General features: G+C 50.1%; 23 protein-coding genes, 1 tRNA gene and 1 other annotated feature. Of the genes, 3 read left to right on the top strand and 21 right to left on the bottom strand.

Annotated features, from left to right (window positions below; translation table 11 throughout):
- Window positions 1–70: 70 nt before the first annotated feature.
- The 5 genes from DG046_RS07100 to DG046_RS07080 form a co-directional block, all read right to left on the bottom strand.
- Entirely contained in the window at window positions 71–850 is a 780-nt protein-coding gene (locus DG046_RS07100; RefSeq protein ID WP_159082092.1) for a copper amine oxidase N-terminal domain-containing protein, read from the bottom strand.
- Between the two features lie 314 nt (window positions 851–1,164).
- Window positions 1,165–2,259 (bottom strand): copper amine oxidase N-terminal domain-containing protein, encoded by a 1,095-nt coding sequence (locus DG046_RS07095; protein WP_108831811.1) that lies wholly within the window; start codon window positions 2,257–2,259, stop codon window positions 1,165–1,167.
- A 256-nt stretch (window positions 2,260–2,515) separates the two neighbouring features.
- Entirely contained in the window at window positions 2,516–3,724 is a 1,209-nt protein-coding gene (locus DG046_RS07090) for an FprA family A-type flavoprotein (RefSeq protein ID WP_108831810.1), read from the bottom strand.
- Between the two features lie 81 nt (window positions 3,725–3,805).
- On the bottom strand, window positions 3,806–4,561 hold the full coding sequence (locus tag DG046_RS07085; RefSeq protein ID WP_108831809.1) for an exodeoxyribonuclease III: 756 nt from the start codon (window positions 4,559–4,561) through the stop codon (window positions 3,806–3,808).
- Between the two features lies 1 nt (window position 4,562).
- A complete protein-coding gene (locus DG046_RS07080) occupies window positions 4,563–5,381 on the bottom strand; it encodes a tRNA 2-thiocytidine biosynthesis TtcA family protein (RefSeq protein WP_234411480.1) in 819 nt (272 codons plus the stop codon).
- A gap of 168 nt (window positions 5,382–5,549) precedes the next feature.
- Between DG046_RS07080 and DG046_RS07075 the strand changes: the two genes are divergently transcribed.
- Window positions 5,550–5,625, top strand: a tRNA-Thr gene (locus DG046_RS07075).
- A 44-nt stretch (window positions 5,626–5,669) separates the two neighbouring features.
- On the opposite strand, the gene DG046_RS07070 is transcribed toward DG046_RS07075, so the two are convergent.
- The 3 genes from DG046_RS07070 to DG046_RS07060 are packed head-to-tail and all read right to left on the bottom strand — an operon-like array spanning window position 5,670 to window position 7,553.
- Window positions 5,670–6,332 (bottom strand): ABC-2 transporter permease, encoded by a 663-nt coding sequence (locus DG046_RS07070; protein WP_159082091.1) that lies wholly within the window; start codon window positions 6,330–6,332, stop codon window positions 5,670–5,672.
- Entirely contained in the window at window positions 6,325–7,179 is an 855-nt protein-coding gene (locus tag DG046_RS07065; RefSeq protein WP_108831806.1) for an ABC transporter ATP-binding protein, read from the bottom strand. The genes DG046_RS07070 and DG046_RS07065 overlap by 8 nt, the downstream gene beginning before the upstream one ends.
- Window positions 7,179–7,553 (bottom strand): GntR family transcriptional regulator, encoded by a 375-nt coding sequence (locus tag DG046_RS07060; RefSeq protein ID WP_108831805.1) that lies wholly within the window; start codon window positions 7,551–7,553, stop codon window positions 7,179–7,181. The genes DG046_RS07065 and DG046_RS07060 overlap by 1 nt, the downstream gene beginning before the upstream one ends.
- A gap of 391 nt (window positions 7,554–7,944) precedes the next feature.
- Here DG046_RS07060 and DG046_RS07055 point away from each other — a divergent pair, with 391 nt between their 5' ends.
- The gene (locus tag DG046_RS07055) at window positions 7,945–9,111 is read left to right on the top strand and encodes an ImmA/IrrE family metallo-endopeptidase (RefSeq protein ID WP_108831804.1); all 1,167 of its coding nucleotides are present in this window, start codon (window positions 7,945–7,947) and stop codon (window positions 9,109–9,111) included.
- Entirely contained in the window at window positions 9,108–9,629 is a 522-nt protein-coding gene (locus DG046_RS07050; protein ID WP_108831803.1) for a DUF4411 family protein, read from the top strand. Before DG046_RS07055 ends, DG046_RS07050 begins: the two co-directional genes overlap by 4 nt.
- 135 nt (window positions 9,630–9,764) lie before the next feature.
- Here the strand turns inward: DG046_RS07050 and DG046_RS07045 are convergent, their stop codons facing one another.
- From DG046_RS07045 to DG046_RS06985, 13 genes are all read right to left on the bottom strand, one after another.
- A complete protein-coding gene (locus DG046_RS07045; RefSeq protein WP_108831802.1) occupies window positions 9,765–11,141 on the bottom strand; it encodes a sensor histidine kinase in 1,377 nt (458 codons plus the stop codon).
- Entirely contained in the window at window positions 11,132–11,791 is a 660-nt protein-coding gene (locus tag DG046_RS07040) for a response regulator transcription factor (protein ID WP_108831801.1), read from the bottom strand. Before DG046_RS07040 ends, DG046_RS07045 begins: the two co-directional genes overlap by 10 nt.
- A 60-nt stretch (window positions 11,792–11,851) precedes the next feature.
- On the bottom strand, window positions 11,852–12,592 hold the full coding sequence (locus DG046_RS07035; RefSeq protein ID WP_234411479.1) for a lantibiotic immunity ABC transporter MutG family permease subunit: 741 nt from the start codon (window positions 12,590–12,592) through the stop codon (window positions 11,852–11,854).
- Window positions 12,589–13,329 carry a lantibiotic immunity ABC transporter MutE/EpiE family permease subunit gene (locus DG046_RS07030; RefSeq protein WP_108831800.1) on the bottom strand — a complete coding sequence of 247 codons (741 nt, stop codon included), beginning with the start codon at window positions 13,327–13,329 and terminating at the stop codon, window positions 12,589–12,591. Before DG046_RS07030 ends, DG046_RS07035 begins: the two co-directional genes overlap by 4 nt.
- The gene (locus tag DG046_RS07025) at window positions 13,326–14,033 is read right to left on the bottom strand and encodes a lantibiotic protection ABC transporter ATP-binding protein (RefSeq protein WP_108831799.1); all 708 of its coding nucleotides are present in this window, start codon (window positions 14,031–14,033) and stop codon (window positions 13,326–13,328) included. The genes DG046_RS07030 and DG046_RS07025 overlap by 4 nt, the downstream gene beginning before the upstream one ends.
- Before the next feature lie 111 nt (window positions 14,034–14,144).
- Window positions 14,145–15,008 carry an EamA family transporter RarD gene (gene rarD, locus DG046_RS07020; RefSeq protein WP_159082090.1) on the bottom strand — a complete coding sequence of 288 codons (864 nt, stop codon included), beginning with the start codon at window positions 15,006–15,008 and terminating at the stop codon, window positions 14,145–14,147.
- Between the two features lie 82 nt (window positions 15,009–15,090).
- The gene (gene truA / locus DG046_RS07015; RefSeq protein WP_108831797.1) at window positions 15,091–15,834 is read right to left on the bottom strand and encodes a tRNA pseudouridine(38-40) synthase TruA; all 744 of its coding nucleotides are present in this window, start codon (window positions 15,832–15,834) and stop codon (window positions 15,091–15,093) included.
- On the bottom strand, window positions 15,831–16,643 hold the full coding sequence (locus tag DG046_RS07010; RefSeq protein WP_108831796.1) for an energy-coupling factor transporter transmembrane component T family protein: 813 nt from the start codon (window positions 16,641–16,643) through the stop codon (window positions 15,831–15,833). The genes truA and DG046_RS07010 overlap by 4 nt, the downstream gene beginning before the upstream one ends.
- A complete protein-coding gene (locus DG046_RS07005) occupies window positions 16,636–17,496 on the bottom strand; it encodes an energy-coupling factor transporter ATPase (protein ID WP_108831795.1) in 861 nt (286 codons plus the stop codon). The genes DG046_RS07010 and DG046_RS07005 overlap by 8 nt, the downstream gene beginning before the upstream one ends.
- A complete protein-coding gene (locus DG046_RS07000; protein WP_108831794.1) occupies window positions 17,469–18,302 on the bottom strand; it encodes an energy-coupling factor transporter ATPase in 834 nt (277 codons plus the stop codon). The genes DG046_RS07005 and DG046_RS07000 overlap by 28 nt, the downstream gene beginning before the upstream one ends.
- Window positions 18,303–18,421: 119 nt before the next feature.
- Entirely contained in the window at window positions 18,422–18,928 is a 507-nt protein-coding gene (locus DG046_RS06995) for a tryptophan transporter (RefSeq protein WP_108831793.1), read from the bottom strand.
- A 39-nt stretch (window positions 18,929–18,967) separates the two neighbouring features.
- Window positions 18,968–19,198 (bottom strand) — a binding site (T-box leader).
- 55 nt (window positions 19,199–19,253) lie between these two features.
- Window positions 19,254–19,748, bottom strand: a complete 495-nt coding sequence (thiW, locus tag DG046_RS06990; protein WP_108831792.1) for an energy coupling factor transporter S component ThiW — start codon at window positions 19,746–19,748, stop codon at window positions 19,254–19,256.
- Entirely contained in the window at window positions 19,741–19,983 is a 243-nt protein-coding gene (locus DG046_RS06985) for a glutaredoxin domain-containing protein (RefSeq protein WP_108831791.1), read from the bottom strand. The genes thiW and DG046_RS06985 overlap by 8 nt, the downstream gene beginning before the upstream one ends.
- Window positions 19,984–20,021: the final 38 nt, after the last annotated feature.

Genomic DNA, 20,021 nt, shown 5'->3' with positions numbered 1-20,021 from the left:
TGTGGTAGAGGCGTTTTTTCTTGGAAAATAAAAATCCCGCCGGCACTTTCACCGACAGGATTCCATCTCTTTATTTTCCTACGCGAACCGTCATCAAAATGTCGTCGATGCGGTCACTCGCCTTTTCGAATTTTTCCTTCAGCACCTTGTCTTGAATCATGGCCGGGTCGCCTCTGAAATCCGCGCCGTAGTAGAGGCCGTCTTTGTAGGCGAGGATGACGGGCCAATTGTTCCACTCCGCCTGCGGATTATGCACCCGGCTCAGGGAGAAGAGGAAGCCGTCGCTGCCCGCATCGTCATTGGACTTTTCGTAGAAGTGGAGGCATTTGCCTTCGAGCTTGTAAGTGATGTCCACATCCTTGGGCAGTACAAAGGACATGTCCACGTCTTTCACGTAGATGCGCTCACCGGCCGGCGCATCCTTTTGGGGATAGCTTCCCACGGTGACGACGCGCACCTTCGGCATCCACTTGACGGGAAGCCCCGTGGCTTCGCCTAAGTAGCGAGCGGGAATAAAGGTGCGATTTTTTTCCAGATAAGGTGCCACGTCCATGACCAATTCCTTGCCGCCCAGGCGGTAAGCTTTCTCTCCGATGGTCATGATCACGGAAGAATCACCCTTCGTCAGGGTCACTTCCCTTTTATCTCCGTTCCATGCCACGGTGTAGCCCAACTCTTCGGTCACCGCACGCAGGGGCAGGAAGGTGCGATCGTGGCGAATGACGGGCGTCGTCTCTTCGTCCCGAAGCTCACGGCCGTTGACGTAAACCGCGATGGGATCGGCTCCCTTCGCCAGCACCGCCGAGGGAAGGAGCAGCAAGCAGATTAATAATGTGGCTAACTTTTTCATAAATGCCTCCTTAAATAATTCCACGCGAGCGCACGTCATCCGACACTTCACGTCATCTCTTTGTTCCGACGGATGTTTTCGACAATTCATTCGAATCATCGGTCCGAAACAGAAAAATTTAGGCTTATCTGTATATTATTATACCCCCCTCCAAGGATTTTTCAATGCTTTTACGGGGCAAGGGCAGCGATCTCGGCTGATGAAATTTTTCGTTCAACAACGGCACCCCCGGTCTAACTGGGGGTTTTCTAATGCAAAAAAGCATCTCTTCATCGAGATGCTTTCGCCCTTTGTCGTGTACTTGATTTTTAATTTTACATCTTTACCGAGGTCAAGACGGACATGATGCCGTCGATGGCGTAGGAGCGTCGGCTCGGCACCTCGCCCTGTTTTCGCGGTTCTTTTTCTTTCAATGTGGCGACCAAATAGTTCCCGTCTTTCGCGCCTAAGAGGAGCTGGCCTTTTTTCGGGAAGTCTTTGGAATTTTCTTCGATGGTGCCTAAAATTTCGCCGGTGGCTCTGAAGATAAAGAGAATACGTCCCTTATCCTGTATTGCATTCACGCCTTCGATGCCGTCTTCCGGCCAGTCCCAGGTAATGTCGGGCTTGGTCAGACTTTCTTTTTTTGTGATGTCGCTGTAGGCCAAATCCCTTCGATCAAAGGTGCCTAAGACAAGGAGGTGTTTCTCTTCATCATAGCAGACGGTCTTTTTCTGCGATTCGAAGACCGTTTCCATGTTCACGTAGCGCTTGTCGTCTTGAAGAACGACGGTGTCTTTTCGAATGGGAATTTGAATGATTTTTTCCGATATGGTTTTAAAGGACACACTGTCTTTGTCTTTCACGGGCAGATAGCATGCCTTTTCCATGACCACGTCTTCGTCGATGAAGACCTTGCCGGCCTTTTCCACGTAGCCCGATGTGTCCAAGAGTTGCCCGCAAAAAATCACCCTGTCCACGGTTCGCGATGCCGGAGCGTCTTTTTGAGGATAGCTTCCCACGGTGACGATGCGCGCCTTCGGCATCCATTGAACGGGAAGGCCCGTGGCTTCGCCCAAGTAGCGGGCCGGAATAAAGGTGCGATTATGCTCCAGATAGGGTGCCACGTCCATGGCCGCCTCCTTGTCGCCCATGCGATAGGATTTCTTGCCGATGGTCATGACCACGGAAGCGTCGCCCTTCGTCAAGGTGACTTCTTTCTTATCGCCGTTCCACGCCACGGTGTAGCCCAGCTCTTCGGTCACCGCGCGCAGGGGCAGGAAGGTGCGGTTGTGGCGAATGACGGGCGCCGCCTCTTCGACCCGAAGCTCACGGCCGTTGACGTAGATCGCGATGGGATCGGGCCCCTTCGCCAGGGCCGCCGAGGGAAGGAGCAGCAAGCAGAGTAACAATGTGGCCAACTTTTTCATAAATACCTCCTTAAATCATTCCTACGCGAGAGCGTACTTTGCCCTACACTTCACGTCATCTCTTTGTTTCGACGGATCGTTTCGACAATTCATTCGAATCACCGGTCCGAAACAGAAGAATTTGTACTTCTCTGTATTTTATTATACCCCTCAACATTTTTTCAATGCGTTTACGGGTGCGGGCATTGATAAATAGCAGCTCGAAAAATCTTTTCCTACCAAGCAAAAAAGCGCCGGTTTCCCGACGCTTCTCTTATTACTTGCTTGCCTTTAAGGCTTCGGCCATTTCCTTGGCCAATTGTGCACATTTGTCTAAATCTTCTTGTTTCGGAGCGCCCATGACATCCACGGTGGTGGGGAGCACGTCCCATTTGCTTTCTTCGGCGAAGGCGGCAAAGGCTTTTTCCGCGCCGCCGCCCCAGCTGTAATTGGTGAAGGTGCCTAAGATGTGGTTTTTCATCTTTTGTTTCTTCAGCACTTCGACTAAATTGGCCATGGGCGGGAACAGATCCACATTATAAGTGGGGCAGCCTAAGATAATGCCCTTGTAGTTCCAGGTTTCGCTGATTAAATAGCTGATGTGGGTCTTGGATACGTCGCGAATGCGAATGTTGCGCACGCCTTCTTTGGTTAAGGAGCGGGCGATGGCTTCGGCGACTTGTTCGGAGTTGCCGTACATGGAGCCGTAGACGATGAGTACGCCGTCTTCGGTTTTTTGTTCGCTTAAATCGCTGTAAAGGCTCACGATGCGGCCGATGTTGTCGCGCCATACGGGACCGTGGTCCGGGCAGATCATCTTAATGTCCAGTCCGCCTAATTTCTTCAGGGCGCGAATGACTTGCACGCTGTACTTGCCGACGATGTTGGTGTAGTAGCGAATGGTTTCTTCGCGGTATTTTTCCCAATCCACTTGGTCGTCGAAAATGGCGCCGTCTAAGGTGCCGAAGCCGCCGAAAGCGTCTTGGCTGAAGAGGATGCCGGTTTCTTCTTCGAAGCAGACCATGGATTCGGGCCAGTGAACCATGGGCGTGGTGTAGAAGGTGAGCTTCCGTTCGCCGATGTCAATGGTTTCGCCGTCTGCCACGAGAATGGCGCGGTCTTCGCCGACGGAATAGAAGTTTTCCATCATGGTGACGGCTTTTTTATTGGTAATGACCTTGCATTCCGGGTAGCGTTCCAACACGCTCTTTAAGGAAGAGGTGTGGTCCGGTTCCATGTGATTGACCACGACGTAGTCGAGCTTTCTGCCGTCGAGGGCGTCGTCTAATTTTGTGAAAAATTCCGACACGGAGTCGATACGGACGCAGTCTAAAAGACAGGTCTTGCTGCCGCCGTCGAAGAGGTAGGAGTTGTAGCTAATGCCGTCGGGCAAAGGCCACATGCCTTCGAATAAATGGGTGTAGCGGTCGTTTACACCGATGTAGTGTACGTGATCATTGATTTTAACAAAACGCGTTTCTGCCATTGTATCACCTTTCTTTTAAAAATTTATTTCATATACCACAATAGATTTTACCCTGTTGCCCGCCCTTTTTCAATGGATTCTCTAAATATCCAATTCTAAATAGACGGGGCAGTGATCGCTGCCGAAAATGTCGTCGCGAATGTCCGCCTCCACGATGTCATCGGCCAGGCGGTCGCTCACCACGAAGTAATCGATGCGCCAACCGGCGTTCCTTTCCCGAGCCTTGGTAATGTAGCTCCACCAGCTGTAACGATCCGCCGCATCCGGGTAGAGGTGGCGGAAGGTGTCCGTGTAGCCGGCGTCCAGAAGATTTTGAAATTGGCTGCGCTCTTCGTCGGAAAAGCCCGCATTTTTACGATTGGCCGCGGGGTTTTTCAGGTCGATTTCCTTGTGGGCCACGTTTAAATCCCCGCAGAGCACCACGGGCTTCACCTGATCCAACATGTTCAGGTACTTGCGAAAATCTTCTTCCCACGCCATGCGGTAATCCAAGCGCGCCAGGCCCCGCTGGGAATTGGGCGTGTAGCAGGTCACCAGGAAAAAATCCTTGTATTCGCAGGTGATGACCCGCCCTTCCCTGTCGTGCTCTTCCATGTCGATGCCGTAGGATACGTGGATGGGCTCTTCCTTCGTAAAGACCGCCGTGCCGCTGTAACCTTTTTTCTCCGCATAGTTCCAGTATTGATGGTAGCCTTCAAGCTCCAAATCCAACTGGCCGGCGGAAAGCTTGGTCTCCTGCAAACAGAAAATGTCCGCATCCACGTCGTCGAAAAAATCCATAAAGCCCTTTTTTACGGCGGCGCGAATGCCGTTCACATTCCATGAAATCAGTCGCATACTACTCTCTCCTTTCGTAATGTTCCAAAAAGCTGTGCTTCTCTCCCTCGCCGTCTTTATAACCTAAAATCGCCCCGAGCTCCACATTTTCCGCCGAGCGGTAAATGGACATGGCCACGTTGGGATTTTCCTCCGCAATGGCTTCGATGAGGTTTTTCACATAGGCCCGGGCGCCGAAATTTTCCTTGGCCGTCACCGTGCAGGCACAGTCGATGGGAGTGAGCTCGTTGTACTTCACCCATTGGCGAATGTCCGATTCCCGTATGAAAATCATGGGCCGAATCAGCTCCATGCCCTGGAAATTCGTGGAATGAAGCTTCGGCATCATGGTCTTGTAGCTGCCCCCGAAGAGCACATTCATCATCACCGTTTCGATCACATCGTCGAAGTGGTGGCCGAGAGCCAGCTTGTTCGCCCCCAAGGACTTGGCCTTGTCGTAAAGGCTTCCCCGGCGCATGCGGGCGCACATGTAGCAGGGCTTCTCCCCGCCCATGTCCTCCGCCACTTCAAAGACATTGCTGTCGTAAACCTGAAGGGGGATCCCCATGGCCTTCGCCGTGTCCTCCACCTGTTCTCGAATGGCGGGAAGATAGCCCGGGTCCATGGTTAAAAACAAAAGCTCAAACTGCTTCTTGCCGTGGCGCTTTAATTCCTGCAAGAGCTTCGCGAGAAGCAAAGAATCCTTGCCGCCGCTAATAGCCACGGCGATGACATCCCCGTCTTCGATCATATCGTAGTCGTTAATGCCCTTAATAAAGCGGCGCCAAATGGTCTTTCGATATTTTTTTATAATGCTTCGTTCAATTTCTGCAACGGACATGATCGCGTCCTCTCTATATAAAAAATCCCGGCTCCCCGGGATCATACCATACCGCTTCTATGGTACTATAAAAGGCGGGCCGTTTCAATCGCCGCCCGCCTCGTTGAAATAATTTTTACATGGCCCTTGCATTTTTCCTTCCTATGGCCTAAAATAATAGAAGTATTCGCTAACGTGGCTCAGATGGTAGAGCAGCTGATTCGTAATCAGCAGGTCAGGGGTTCAAATCCCCTCGTTAGCTCCAAATCGACGCCTACGGGCGTCTTTTTTTATGCCCTTTTACACAGATTACAAATCCCGCTTCTTGAACTTTTTCAAAGCCACGGTATAAGAAAGCACGGTCATAAGAGCCAAGAATACAATGCCGAGTAGCACGATTAAAAGTACGTGGGCGCTTGCCCATTGATACAGAGCCTTGACTTCCTTAGGAAAGGCCGAGGCGGCAAAGCCGGAGATGCCGACGACGATCAATGTCGCGGTGATGAGGACCGCCCCGGCCACCGCCTTGGCTTTTTTGTGGCCCACGGCAAAGAAAATCGGCAGGTTGATGTCCGTAAAAAGGATGTACATGGCGAGATAAAGCCCGCCGCTCGCCAGGCTTTCGCCGATTAACAGCTCGCCGTTTTTCGCTAGATTCACAACGTTCATAATGACGATGGCGGCGAGGGTGGCGACGAGAAATACGACGATAGAATAAAGGTAGCGGCCCCGCACCGTGTCCTCATCTTCCATGCCGATCATGCGATAGAGCCGCTCCGTCCCCGAATCTTCCCCCGTGACAAAGGGGTAGGTCATGATCATTAAGGATATGGTCATGGCGAAGACCATGGGGAAGACGGAATAATCTCCAATGTAGGTAAATCCCACGGAAAACAGGATGAAAAAAGCGATGGGCTTCCACGTCATATAAGGGCGAATGCCCAAAAAATCCATTTTGCAGGTTTTAAGCATCTTCATCACCTCGATGGTAAAACGTCATAATGCGGTCGATGGAGGGCTTTTCCACCACGGTGTTTTCGCCAAAAGCGTCGGCCATAGTTGCCGCCACCAACACTTCCACGTGAGTGGCGGTTTTTTTCTTGCCCAAAATTACCTTCGGATCCGCGGCTTTCAAATCCGCCTCACGGCACTTGACGATGCGGTAAGCTTCCAAGAAATCGTCTTTCGTGCCGTAAAAGACGAGTTCCCCCTCCATAATAAAGGCGATGTAATCGGCGATGGCCTCCAAATCTTCCGTAATGTGAGTGGAAAAGAGCACGGTATTTTCCTCATCCTCCGCCATGTAGCGCTGAATGGTGTCTCGAAATTCGTCGCGGGAGCGTGGATCCAGCCCGCTGGTGGGCTCGTCCAAAACCAAAGTCTTGGCGCCGTGAGAAAGGGCGGCGGCGAGCATAAGCTTCGTCGTCATGCCTCTCGAAAGGCTCTTCACATTTAATTTTTTGTCGATGCCGAAAGCCGCCACGCGCTTCAAAAATTCCGCGCCCTTCCAATTTTTATAGCCCACGGACAAGACATTGTTCACGTCCTCCACGGACCAATCTGCCGGAAAATAGGATTCGTCCAGGACGATGCCTACATCCTGCAGGTAGTCGTTGTCTTCCGGTCGCGCGCCGCGGTAGAGCACCTCGCCTCCGTTTAAATGGTTGAGATTTAAAATAGAGCGAATCGTCGTGGTCTTGCCCGACCCGTTGGGGCCGATAAAGCCCGTGATAAACCCCTCTTTCACGGGAAAACTGATCCCCTTTAGGGTAAAGGCGCTGTATTCTTTGCGAATCGCTTTTAACGCTATCCTGTCCATTATTCACCTCCGAATAGTATATCCAGCATGGCCACGATATCTTTCTTGGCGATGCCGTGATCCTTGGCGATGGCGACGATGGCTTCCATGTGCCCTTCGATTTCCTTTTGCAGGATTTCCCTCGCCACATTTTCGTTTTTCTCGGCGACAAAAGATCCCTTTCCCTGCCGCGTCACGATAAATCCATCCGCCTCCAGCGCATCGTAGGCCTTTTTCACCGTCATAATGCTGATGGAAAGGTCCTTGGCCAGGACGCGAATGGACGGAAGCTTTTCGTCGTATGCCAACACGTCGTTTATAATTTGATCGCGAATTTGATTCCGCAGCTGCTCGTAAATGGGAACCGATGCGGAATTGTCAATGATGATGTCCATGGTATCCCTCATTTCTATAACAGTATATAACAGTAATAAACACTTGTCAATAAAAAGCTATTAGTCGGTTTGTGTTTTTCATACCAAGCGCTAAGGCGTTCAAAATGGATAAATTGAAACAAGATCATACATTGTCCATTTGTATGTTTTGTGCCATAGGCGGGAGACTGGTAAATTACTCATATAACCAAAGTAATATCGCGGTTCACGGCCATTTTTCGTGCGAATTGATTATTTGTAGGACCATTCTTAATTCGAGTCTCAAGATGGCTACTGCTATGTCATGGCTTATTAATAATTCTTTACTCAATTATTCGATTGTGATAGCATGAAGGTGGGTTATTAGTCTTTTAGAATTCCTAGTAGACGTCTTAAACGAGGAGGTGGCGAAATGAGTAAAAAATGTAATGTTACTATTTCCCGTTCGATTTTAGATTGGGTCATCTCCCATGTCAAAATGGAAACTTTAACGGAGCAAATAGCAAACTACCTAAAGGATTGGTATGCCGGTGAAAAGCAACCTACTTTCAATCAAGTGGAAAAAGTAAGTAAAGCAACAGGTATACCATTTGGCTATTTCTTCTTAAGTGCCCCCCCTGTAGAAGACTTATCTTTAATTGAATATCGAACCATCGATAGTTTGGAGTTAGTAAACCCGAGTCGGAATTTAATCGATACAATACACGATATGTCTCTTCGGCAAGAATGGATGCGTAATCATCTTATCTCGCAAGGCGAAAGCCCCTTAGACTACGTAGGAAAATTTAAAAATGGTTCTGCTAAAAATGTGACTAACGAAGTTAGAGCTATACTTAATCTATCTGAGGACTGGTTTCTCGACTCTAAAAACACTCCTCAATCTTTTAATCGTATACGACATGCTATAAGTAATGTAGGTACCATGGTAATGATGAATGGTGTAGTAGGAAGCAACACACATCGCCCATTGTCCGTAGATGAATTCCGCGCATTTACTCTGGTCGATGAGTATAGCCCATTAATTTTTGTTAATGGCAGTGACTCCATTAATGGGAAACTTTTCTCTCTTCTTCATGAGTTCTCTCATGTTTTAATAGGAGAAAACAGTTTGTTTAACGTCAAATATAGTGGCGACACTGAGGTAAACAATCTGGAAACCACATGCAACGCTGTTGCAGCAGAAGTTTTAGTCCCTCAAGAATATTTTATTGATATGTGGAAGCAAACAATAAGGAAAGCACCTGCTAATGAGGTGATTGTTGAGCTGGCAAACTACTTCCATTGTGGAACCATGGTCATTGCCAGAAAAGCTTTAGACAATAAATTTATCAAATATAAAGAATATACCGAAGCAGCTGAATTAGCCAAGCGACTATATAAAGAAGATAGGTTAAAGAGGAAGAACAGTACAGGTGGCAATTATTATAATACTGCTGCCAGTCGATTAGACCCCCATTTTTTTTCTCAGCTTGTTAGTAGCGTAAATGAAGGGACAACTTTGTACACTGATGCTTTCCGCCTCAGCGATACTAATCGCACTACATTTTCTAATCTTGTTGGGAAAGTTGGTGAAAAATGATGGGGCGTGAAACATTTTTAATTGATTCCAACTCTTTAATTACTCCATTTCGATCATATTATTCCTTCGACTTAGCATCTAAATTTTGGGAGAAGATGGGCATCGCTATTAAGTCTGGAAAAGTGAAAATCCTAGATTTAGTTGCTAAAGAGTTATTAAACGGAAGTGATGATGCCCTAGAAAAATGGCTAGTATCTTTGAGCGTAGAGTATATTGACCGACGCAATAATCAGGTAATATCCGAATATAGACGCATTTTAGATTACATTCAAGATAACCCTTGTTATAAAACTGAGGCGCTTACTGAATGGTCTAAATCTGATATAGCCGACCCATGGCTTATTGCAGTCTCATCGGTATATCACACCACACTCGTCACATTTGAAGCACCTAATAAAGGCCTTAACTCTAATAGTCCCAGTAAAAACCCAAAAATACCAGATGTAGCCGCTCACTTCGATGTTAAAACTGCTAATCTATTCTACCTAATGCGTCAGCTTCAAATTAACCTGGATTAACTTGATATGGCAGAGACGATAAATGGTAGTTAATAAATACAAGTGAATCGCTACATATTACTTTGATGTTGTAAATAGAAAAAGCTCTGTCTAATCTTCATAAAGATTAGACAGAGCTTTTAATCATCTTCAGGATTATTGATTTATTTCCAGTGGCAGCATCAAAGTAACCATTGCTCCCTTCCCCGACGGGCGATTTTTTAATTGCAGGTGGCCGTGATGCAATTCGGCGACGGTTTTCGCCGTGTAAAGTCCCAAGCCGTAATGGCTCGAGCTGTGTCGACTCTTATCACCGCGATAAAAGGGTTCCGAGGCTCGCTTTAAATCCTCGTCAGAAAAACCTGGACCTCCATCGCCAACGGTAATCTCGAGGAAGTTTTCCGTTGTCGAAATAACTAACTCAACAGCCGATGCCTCGGGTGAGTATTGAATGGCATTCATGAACAGATTCTGTACCCCTCGCTCCAGCTGTTTTAAATCCGCCCACACATAACTGTTTCCGACATGAATGGACTCCTCGATGGAGTGCCCATAAGCAGTCGCTATTTCCCTGGCGAGGGCCGCTATTTTTTCCGCGACAACAGAGACGTGCACACTTTTTATATCCAATTCTCCGGATACGTTTGATTGATTTACCTGTACGAGGGCATGGGCATAGGTCGAAATCCGCGTGGAGTTTTTTGCAATGAAATCAACATAGCCTCTTTGCTCATCGGTTAATTTCGTCTCTTTCAACAATTCCGCGTTCCCCTGAATAATGGCGACAGGCGTCTTCAAATCATGGGCTAGTGAGGAGATTTGATTTTTCCGCTTCGCTTCTTCCGTCCATTTTTCTCTTAGGGATCGACTCAATGCGATTTTCATCTTTTCCAAAGCATTTAATACACCGTTAAATTCTTTAATGGTCGACGGCCCGATTTCAAAATCTAAATTTTGTTTCGCAATTTCCTCTGAGGCCTCGATCATGGGCGCCAATTGCTTCGTTAAACGTTTCGCCCAAATCAGGGTGATGGCCATGGCGCTGATGAAGCATAGACTTACCATGATAGCAGCAAAGAAATAATTCACAGGAGGGAAGTGGGCCTCCATCCAGGGATTGGTATAGCGAGGTTTCAGGGTATAGTGGGTTACCATCACGCCTCCCCGGCGTTCGATCTCCATATAAGCGGAAGACGGCGTAGATATTACCTCTCCCCGAAGAAAGGCCACAGCTTTTTTCCTCTCCGCAGCCGACATATTGGAGGCGATCAGGTGCCCGTTATCTGCGAAATACGCGTAACCGACGTGCTCAGGAATCAAAGTGGGATCGAACGGCTCTGTTTGGGCGATTTTCGCCTTGCTCTGAAGGATAAACTGTTCCGTCGCATCGGCAGGTACGATTCCGTTCAATCGATACGCCGCCGTAAAAAGAACCAGCGCAAGGCCCGCGGATGCCGCAAGACCGATAGCGATACTGAATAAATACTTGAGAAAGATGATTTTTAGGGAATGCCCTCTTCTATTTAGTTCCATTTGTAGCCAATCCCCCACACAGTCGCAATGGGCTTTTCGCCGACCCGCTGAAACTTCGCCCGAATATTTTTTATATGCTCGGAAACCGCCGACGCGTCGCCTTCTCCCTCGTAGCCGAAAACCTGTTCATAAATCTGCTCTTTGGAGAAAACCTGACCTTTTCTTTCAGCCAGAAGTACACAAATCCGGTATTCGGATTTCGTCAAAGGTACTTTTTCTTCTGCCACAAAAATGCTTTTTGAAGACAGATCAAAGCGAATCGATCCAAGGTTGAATCCCGCATGTTTTTCTCTCTGCTCCCGTCTTAAGTGCGCCTCCACCCGCGCGAGCAATTCCTGTACGCCGAAGGGCTTTGTAATATAGTCGTCTCCACCGCTTAAAAGGCCTTTTACAACATCCGCTTCCGTTGTCTTTGCCGTTAAAAAAAGGATGGGACAGTCCACAATGCCGCGAATTTTTTTACAGAAAGTCATGCCGTCCATCCCGGGCATCATGACGTCCAACAAAATCAAATCGTATTTTCGTAAACTGTTTTCGTCTAATTCCAAAGGATTTTGAACCGCATGAACACAATGGCCCTTCTTTTTTAGAATATTTTCGATTAACACGAGCATGTCCTCTTCGTCGTCGACGGCAAGTATCGTCGCCACAAGATCACCTCCGCTATGCATCTAGCTCTTTTTCTTCTTAATTGATATGTTTATAGGGTTTCAATCGCCCCATTGTCCTCCGTCCCACCGATTAAACCAAATGATGGAGCCGATAAAGATCACTGCAGTAATGGGAAGGGCTGAAAATCCCCACTTCGCCAGCTCCACCGCTAAAAGGGATTGGTTTTGCCACGAGCCGGCTATAATATAGGTCCCCGGCAATCGTGCCGACCAAGTGCAAGGGATAAAATACCACAGCTTATCGCCTAAGCCGGTGGTGGCAAGAAGGGCGATGAGTGTTTCTACAACGCCAAGACCCATGGACGGGACCGAACCCAGTGCCAATGCCACCCACAAGTGAATCAAGTAGACGGCAACGGATGCGGCTAAAAGAAGCAACAGCGCTGCAAACCACACAGCTAAGGTTTGGTGGCCGAAAAGCCCTCCGAAGAGGCCGACGGCTAGGGACGTCGCCAAAATGAATCCCAGAAACAGGGCTCCCGCTTTTCCCAAATAAGCCTTCGCCCTTGACGGCGCCGAAAGCAACAGTTGAAAATGGCCTGCGCCGCTTTCCATATCTGCCACTTTGGATATCAAAACACCGACTACGATGGGTACTGCCGCGCCTAAAAGCGTGAAATAAATCTGAATCGCCTCATCGGGCATAAAATGTTTTAAGCCGGTAAATTGGCATGCCGCATAGAAGGCAAGGGCGTAGAGCACCGGTAAAATACCATGGATCCAAGGAATCCACGTGTGTTTAATTTTATAAAGCTCTGCTTTTAAAACTCTACCCATCATTTTACCTCCCGGGCTGCAAACCATCGAGCCGTTATCCCGGACAATAGGATAAAAATTCCAAGAGACAGCACACAGGGAATTAGGATCGACGTGTTTTCGATCATCGGTTCGACAGCTTTCGCCACAAGACCGTTGGGCAGGAGGTGGAGAATCGGTACCATTAAACGCGCACCCCACGCGTAGGGACAAAGGAGCCACATGGACGTATCAGCGAACATAGCCCCCAATGCCGCGCCCAACAAGATGTTGATGGACACGGCGGCCGATAAGCCGAACTTCTTCGCCAGAAACAAGCACAAAGGCACTTGCCACAGGTTTACAAAAAATAATACACCACTGGCAAAAATCAGGGTGTCCCACCCCACGTTCGGCGTCAGTTGACTGCTTAGAAAAGGTTGCAGAATGCCGACACCCGCCACGTGAATGACCGCGGCGAATAGCACATATACCGAAGCTACTACTACTTTCGATACCCATACTTTTTTCAAATCGACGTGAAGGGGGAAAACGGCGCGATAATCCAGTTTTCTCTCATCTCTTCGATGCACCATGGCCGGTACCAAAGCAAAGGTCGCCGGCAATAAAATTACATACCACCAGTTATAGGCATTGACAGAAAAGTAGGACGGCATAAGGACGAAGGCCATGACGATGGGCATTAGGGACATGATAACAACGAATGCTTTTAAAAAGGTGTGCTTCTGCTTTAAATGCTCAGCGAGAATATATTTTTTCATTTGCGCCACCCCTCGCTTCCATTGACGACCGCCATGTAGCGCGACTCTAAATCGTCGTTTTCTGCAATTTTTTCTTGGTACTTTAATTCCCCGCCAACGATAATTCCCACGTGGTCAGCCGATTGCGCCACTTCTCCTAAAATGTGACTGGATAAAATGACCGTCATGCCTTTTTTCGGGAAACTCCGAATTAAATCACGCAAATCCCGAATGCCCTCAGGATCCAGACCATTGGTCGGCTCGTCTAAAATTAAAAGCTTTGGCCGGTTCACCAAGGCGATGGCAATGCCCAGCCGTTGCTTCATTCCTATGGAAAATTGTCCCGCCTTCTTTTTCCCCGTATCCTTTAAATCGACGATGTCCAAAACTTCCTCAATTCGTTCATCGCCCAATCCCAATAACAGGGTTCTCACTTTCAAATTTTCTGCGGCGCTTAAATTATCGTACAAAGGCGGCGTTTCGATAAGGGCACCGATCGCCGCTAAATCGTCGCGGCCCCAAGGATGTCCATCAAATAAAATATCCCCCGATGTCTTGTGAAGCATGCCCGCAATCATCTTTAAAGTCGTCGATTTTCCCGCACCATTTGGCCCGAGCAATCCGTAAACGGAATTCTTTTCCACCTTTAAATCCAAATGATTCACGGCCATTTGGTTCTTAAACGTCTTCGTTAAGCCCTTTGTTTCTAAAATATATTTTCCCATAGCATATCTCTCCTTCTATTTTTAAGGAGAGTATACGGAACAAATTTAAGGATTTTATAAGGAAGCACTAAAAAACCGGCGATAAGCCGTGCCGCGAATCGCCGGGTACATTTATTCTATATGCTCCGTCTTCTTCCTCTCCCTAAACCCATCCGCCAGAAACAGTGCCACACCGGCCCACACGAAGGCAAACATCCAGGCGTGGGTGGTGGTAAATTCTTCGCCCAGGCAGAAGACGCCGAGGAGGAGTTGGATGGTGGGGTTCACGTACATGAGGACGCCGGCCACGGAGAGGCTGGTGTCTTTAATGCCCACGGCGAAAAGGAGAAGGGGCAAGGTGGTGGCGATGCCGGCGGTGGGGATCAATAGCATTTCTTTTGAGCTCAGGTCGCCTAAATGACTAAAGGCCAGGAGGTAGATCAACGCCAGGGGCGTGACCAGCAGGGTTTCCATAAATATGCTTTCCATGGCCGTGGCGGTGACTTGTTTTTTCACGGCGCTGTATACGGCGAAGCTGGTGCCGATAATTATGGCGAAGACGGGCACTTGGCCGTAGGCGATGATGGGCACGGTGACGCCGATGACGGCCAGGGCAAAGGCCACCCACTGCAGGGGCCGGAGGCGTTCGTTGTAAATAAAAAAGCCCAACACGATGGTGATGATGGGGCACATGTAGTAGGCCAGGGAGGCGTCGATGACGCGGCCGGTCATAACGGCGATGATGTAGCTGCCCCAGTTCACAGTGATGATGATGCCGGCGAAAAACAGAAACAGCATCTGCCGCTTGTCTTTCATAAGGGCGCGGAGAGCAGGACCGTGGCCCGTGGCGAGGGCGATGATCAGGCAAAAGATCATGGAAAAGACGATTCGAAAACACAGGACGGCCAAGGGATCCATGGCGCCGAAAAGGGGCCAGTACAAAACGAGGAAGGCCCACATTAAGTAACAGGCCAATACTTTTAAACTACCGGGCATCATGCACCTCTTTCTATGTATTACTTTTTATTTTATCACGTTAAATCGGATTTCTGAGCAAAAAAATAGCACGTTTTCCGTGCTACTCGTAGTCGATGGACATGAGGATGAGTCCGTTGGCTGCAGCCGTGGGACCCAGGTCTTTTCTGTCCAGGGTTTCTGTGGCTTTTAACAGTTGATCTTCCGGCATGAGGCCGCGGCCGATTTCCATGGCACAGCCCATAATGATGCGGATCTGGTTTTTTAAAAAGCTTTTGCCGAAAAAATCCACTTCGATGATCTCTCCCGCCCGGGTGACGGTGATTTCGTCGATGGCCCGCTTGGGATTGGCCGGGGATGCGTAGCGGCCGATGAAGGCGGAAAAGTCGTGAAAGCCCTCGATTTTTTTCAGGGCCCGCGCCATGCGCTCCACATCCAAGGGAAAGGGGGCGTGGACGGCGTAGCGATCCAACATGCCGTTTCTGTGCTTGGCGTTGTAGATGCGGTATCTGTAATGCTTCTTTTTGGCGCCGTAGCGGGCGTGAAAATCCGCGGGCACTTCCACGGCCTCGGTGATGCTTAAATCCCGCGGCAGATGGTAGTTCACCACGCGGGGAAAGTTTCCCAGATCGATGGGCGTATCGGAGAGGAAGTTCGCCTTCTGCCCCAGGGCGTGGACGCCTTTGTCCGTGCGCCCCGCCGATTGCAGAGCCACCTCGTGGCCCACGGTCTTTTCCAGAGCCGCTTTCAGAAGGGTCTCCACGGTGCGGAGCTTTTTCGGCCCCTGGTCCTGGTAGCCGTGAAAGTTCGTGCCGTCGTAGGCCACGGTGATTAAAATATTTCTCATGGCAGGGGCACGTGCATCCAGCGAGTGGCGGAAACCAGAATAAAGAAGATCATGTTTACGGCAAACAGAATATGGTCCGTTCCCGTCAGTTGCAGGGGATTTAATTTCGTGCGGTGCTCGTCGCCGCGGTAGCAGCGGCTTTCCATGGCCGTGGCCAGCTCTTCGGCCCGGCGCAGGGCGTTGAGAATCAAGGGCACGAGAAGGGGCACGAGATTTTTCGCCCGGTTCAGCACGTTCCCCGATTCGAAATCAGCGCCGCGGGCCATTTGCGCCTTCATGATCTTGTCCGCCTCGTCGATTAAGGTGGGGATGAAGCGCAGGGCGATGGTAATCATCATGGCGATGGCATGGGCCGGAAAGCCGACGCGCTTCAAGGGATTCATGAGCTTTTCAATGCCTTCGGTCAGGGCCAAGGGCGAGGTGGTTAAGGTGAGAAGGCTCGTGCCCATGACGAGGAGCACCAGGCGAATGGCCATAAAGATGGCCTGGGTGAGCCCTTCCCGTGAGATGGTTAAAAAGCCCAGTTTAAAGAGCACTTCCCCGGGAATGAAGAACACATTCATCACGAAGGTGAAGATCAAGATGAGTCTGAGGGGCTTGAGTCCCTTCACCACCATGCCCACGGGAATTTTTGCCGCGGCAATGGTGAAAAAGAGCCAGGCGAAGATAAAGATGTAGGGCCAAAAGGCGTTGATGAAGAACAGGCTCACGATAAAAATCGTCATAATGAGGATTTTGTACCGGGGATCCAGGGAATGGACCGGGGATTTGGCGGGGAAATACTGGCCGATTGTAATGTCTTTAAGCACGTCGTCCCTCCCACCATGTCTTTAATGCGTCGAACGCCTCGTCGACGGTAATGCAGTCTTCCTTAATATCGAATCCCTTCTCGACCAAATCGGTCATGGTGCGGCGCACTTGGGGCACGCCCAGACCGATGGCGCGAAGTTCTTTTTCTCTTGCGAATATTTCCCGAGGCGTGCCGTCCATGTGCACACGCCCCCGGTCCATGACGATGACGCGGCTCGCCAGGCGCGCCACTTCTTCCATGCTGTGGGAGACGAGGACGATGGTGGTGCCTGTGGATTCGAAGATTCCGCGAATCTCCTCGAGAATTTCGCGACTCCCTCGTGGATCCAGGCCCGCCGTGGGCTCGTCCAGAACCAAGACCTCCGGCTCCATAGCGAGAATCCCCGCGATGGCCACCCGCCGCTTTTGCCCGCCGGAGAGGGCGAAGGGGCTCTTCTCTCCCTTTTCGTCGTAGTCCAGGCCGACTTTCGCCATGGCTCGGCGCACCCTGTCTTCCACTTCCTCGTCGCTTAGGCCCAGATTCTTCGGCCCATAGGCGATGTCTTTGGCGATGGTTTCTTCAAAAAGTTGGTACTCCGGGTATTGAAACACCAGGCCCACCTTTTGGCGCAAGGTGGTGATGTTTCCCTTTTTTCTGTAATCGACGCCGTCGTAGAGGATTTCCCCTTCCGTAGGTTCCATCAGGCCGTTTAGGTGTTGGACCAAGGTGGACTTGCCGCTTCCCGTATGGCCCACCAAAGCGATAAATTCGCCTTCGCCAATGTCCAGGCTGACGTCGTCGAGGGCCCGCTTTTCAAAGGGCAGGCCTTCATTATAAATGTAGCTTACATTTCGGATGCTGATGCTCGGCATAAGGCGTCGACAAACTCCTCTCTGTCTAAAATTCCGTCGGGCAGAGGCACGCCCACGGCTTTTAACCGGGCGGCGAGCTCCGTGACCTGGGGCACGTCGAGGCCCAGGGATTTCATGGTGTCCACTTGATTAAACACGTCCCGAGGCGGCCCCTCGAGAATGAGTTTCCCCTCTTCCATGACCGCCACCCGGTCCGCCTGCACGGCTTCGTTCATAAAGTGGGTGATGAGGATAATGGTCTTGCCCTCTTCTTTGTTCAGGCGCAGAATCGTGTTCATGACTTCCTGGCGCCCTACGGGGTCCAACATGGCCGTGGGCTCGTCTAAAATAATGTAGTCGGGATTCATGGCGAGAATGCCTGCAATGGCCACCCGCTGTTTCTGGCCGCCGGAAAGTTTGTGGGGCTGATCCTCTTTAAATTCGGTCATTTCCACCGCCGCCAAAGCCTCGTCGACCCGCCGGCGAAGCTCCGATTGTTCCACGGCCAAGTTTTCCGCCCCGAAGGCCACGTCTTCTTCCACCACCGTGGCGACGATTTGATTGTCGGGATTTTGAAAGACCATGCCGGCCCGGGCGCGAATCTTCCAAATGTCCTCGTCTTCTTTCGTGTTCATCCCGTCGACGATGACATCGCCGGAAGTGGGTCGAAAGAGGCCGTTTAAACACTTGGCCAAGGTGGATTTGCCGCTGCCGTTGTGGCCCAAAACGGCGATAAATTCGCCCTTCTCGATGGTCAGACTCACGTCGTCCACCGCCGATTTCACGGCGTCTTCGTATGCATAGACTAAATTTTTGATCTCGATCATAAGCGCTCCTTCGCTTCAACTGTTGCCCTAACCTGTGTATTATACCACAGGCCCGCGGCCCTCGCTCAATTTACGGAACATAGAAAAAGAGCGAGGGCAAGGTCGCCTCGCTCCTTTCGCTACGCTCGATTGCGTTTGTAGTTGACGGCGATGACTCTTTCGTAAATGACGCCTAATACCGCCGTCATGGCTGCCGTGGGAAGGACGACGGCGACGAACATGGCCGTAAAGGGCGCGCCGCCGGGAAGGCCTACGAGGAGCATGGCCGTGCCCAGGAACACGGAGCCGCTGATAATGGTGGTTAAGAAATAAATAATGGCTTTTTTTACGGTGCCGTCACCGGGAATTGCGCGAATCATAAGCAGGGCGGAAAATGCGGCGACGATTTTATCGCAGATATTCGGAAGCTGACCGCCGGGAAATTGGGTGGTTAATGCCGCCATAACGCCGGTGGCCACGCCCATGGCCAGAGTGGACAGGGGCTTCGGATTCAGCATGATGTAAGCGATGAGGCAGAAAAGCATAAAGTCCGGCTTCATGCCGTTAAAAAATCCGGGGACGATGGTGTGTAAAATCGTGCCCAATGCAATAAAAATAGCGCCCTGTACTAATGTCTTCGTGTTCATAATAACTCCTTTTCTCGGCACAAAAAAACCACTTGCTCGTTTAGGAGCAAATGGTGAATTCGCGGTGCCATCCTAGTTGCGCCCAAAAAGACGCATCTCATTTTAGATACTAACATATCCTATCTCTATAACGGGAGAACCGGCTCGGCTACTTTTTTTCACCTCGCACTCACAGACCCATTCACAACAGGGAACTTCATCGGTTCACACCAACCACCGACTCTCTGAGAAGGGCACCTGAAGCTACTTGCTTCTGCTCGACGTTTTCATATTTTTTAGGATTACTAACAGTATAGCAGAAAAAAACGAAATTGCAATTGCTTTTTTATTTTTTCCAGAGCTCAAAATCGGAAAGTTTGCCCGCCCGCTTCAGGGACAAGAGGACCAGGATGCCGATGGATGCGCCCACCACGGTGGAGGGCAGGAAAAAGGGAATGTAGTAGAAGGGGCTGCCCAGATCCAATCCGTAGAGGTATTTCATAAAGGGGTAGGACAGAATGGCGCTCAATATCCCCGTGCCGAAGACTTCCCCCGCCCAGGTGGCGGGAAGGGAGGCGGTTTTTTTGTAGACGAGGCCGGAGAGGAGGGCGCCCACCACGGCACCGGTAACGGAGGTAATGGGGCGGCCCGTGCCCATGCGAATGAGCCCGGTTAACAGGGCGCAGAGGAAATTATACCAAGGCCCGAGGATCACGGCGCCGATGACATTGATGGCGTGTTGAAAGGGCGCCATATTGGGAAAGACCACCAAGGTGGACAGGGTAACGGAAAGGGCGCAGAGAATGGCCGTGGCCGTTAAGAGGCGGGTCTTGTTATTCATTTTCGCCCACCTCGAATGTAATGGCGCCCTCTTCCGAAACAAAGGCGGGCACGCCGATGTTTCCCGCTTTTTTCACTTCGTCGAAGGCGGGCGATGTATCTCTTAAGCGCAGAAAGGCCTTTAAATCGGCGATGTCTTTCGTGATGTCCACGTAGTCGTAGGGAATCTTTCTTTCGTCTAAAACCTTTTTTGCCGCCAAGCAATCGGGGCACAGGTCGGTTCCGTAAATTTTCATTTTTCCTCCCAATAAAAACCGGCATGAACTGCCGGCTT

The organism is Aedoeadaptatus coli, from assembly GCF_900343085.1.
Taxonomy (GTDB): Bacteria; Bacillota; Clostridia; order Tissierellales; family Peptoniphilaceae; genus Aedoeadaptatus; species Aedoeadaptatus coli.
This window is presented reverse-complemented; position numbering and strand designations above follow the sequence as displayed.

What these genes read in the sequence shown, in the direction of transcription:
- DG046_RS07070 (WP_159082091.1), bottom strand. Translation starts at nt 6,332, where the DNA reads ATGCTTAAAACCTGCAAAATGGATTTTTTGGGCATTCGCCCTTATATG.
- DG046_RS07100 (WP_159082092.1), bottom strand. Translation starts at nt 850, where the DNA reads ATGAAAAAGTTAGCCACATTATTAATCTGCTTGCTGCTCCTTCCCTCG.
- DG046_RS07060 (WP_108831805.1), bottom strand. Translation starts at nt 7,553, where the DNA reads ATGGACATCATCATTGACAATTCCGCATCGGTTCCCATTTACGAGCAG.
- thiW (WP_108831792.1), bottom strand. Translation starts at nt 19,748, where the DNA reads ATGAATAACAAGACCCGCCTCTTAACGGCCACGGCCATTCTCTGCGCC.
- DG046_RS07035 (WP_234411479.1), bottom strand. Translation starts at nt 12,592, where the DNA reads ATGATGGGTAGAGTTTTAAAAGCAGAGCTTTATAAAATTAAACACACG.
- DG046_RS07080 (WP_234411480.1), bottom strand. Translation starts at nt 5,381, where the DNA reads ATGTCCGTTGCAGAAATTGAACGAAGCATTATAAAAAAATATCGAAAG.
- DG046_RS07090 (WP_108831810.1), bottom strand. Translation starts at nt 3,724, where the DNA reads ATGGCAGAAACGCGTTTTGTTAAAATCAATGATCACGTACACTACATC.
- DG046_RS07085 (WP_108831809.1), bottom strand. Translation starts at nt 4,561, where the DNA reads ATGCGACTGATTTCATGGAATGTGAACGGCATTCGCGCCGCCGTAAAA.
- DG046_RS07050 (WP_108831803.1), top strand. Translation starts at nt 9,108, where the DNA reads ATGATGGGGCGTGAAACATTTTTAATTGATTCCAACTCTTTAATTACT.
- DG046_RS07030 (WP_108831800.1), bottom strand. Translation starts at nt 13,329, where the DNA reads ATGAAAAAATATATTCTCGCTGAGCATTTAAAGCAGAAGCACACCTTT.
- rarD (WP_159082090.1), bottom strand. Translation starts at nt 15,008, where the DNA reads ATGCCCGGTAGTTTAAAAGTATTGGCCTGTTACTTAATGTGGGCCTTC.
- DG046_RS07055 (WP_108831804.1), top strand. Translation starts at nt 7,945, where the DNA reads ATGAGTAAAAAATGTAATGTTACTATTTCCCGTTCGATTTTAGATTGG.
- DG046_RS07000 (WP_108831794.1), bottom strand. Translation starts at nt 18,302, where the DNA reads ATGATCGAGATCAAAAATTTAGTCTATGCATACGAAGACGCCGTGAAA.
- DG046_RS07025 (WP_108831799.1), bottom strand. Translation starts at nt 14,033, where the DNA reads ATGGGAAAATATATTTTAGAAACAAAGGGCTTAACGAAGACGTTTAAG.
- DG046_RS07045 (WP_108831802.1), bottom strand. Translation starts at nt 11,141, where the DNA reads ATGGAACTAAATAGAAGAGGGCATTCCCTAAAAATCATCTTTCTCAAG.
- DG046_RS06985 (WP_108831791.1), bottom strand. Translation starts at nt 19,983, where the DNA reads ATGAAAATTTACGGAACCGACCTGTGCCCCGATTGCTTGGCGGCAAAA.
- truA (WP_108831797.1), bottom strand. Translation starts at nt 15,834, where the DNA reads ATGAGAAATATTTTAATCACCGTGGCCTACGACGGCACGAACTTTCAC.
- DG046_RS06995 (WP_108831793.1), bottom strand. Translation starts at nt 18,928, where the DNA reads ATGAACACGAAGACATTAGTACAGGGCGCTATTTTTATTGCATTGGGC.
- DG046_RS07065 (WP_108831806.1), bottom strand. Translation starts at nt 7,179, where the DNA reads ATGGACAGGATAGCGTTAAAAGCGATTCGCAAAGAATACAGCGCCTTT.
- DG046_RS07005 (WP_108831795.1), bottom strand. Translation starts at nt 17,496, where the DNA reads ATGCCGAGCATCAGCATCCGAAATGTAAGCTACATTTATAATGAAGGC.
- DG046_RS07095 (WP_108831811.1), bottom strand. Translation starts at nt 2,259, where the DNA reads ATGAAAAAGTTGGCCACATTGTTACTCTGCTTGCTGCTCCTTCCCTCG.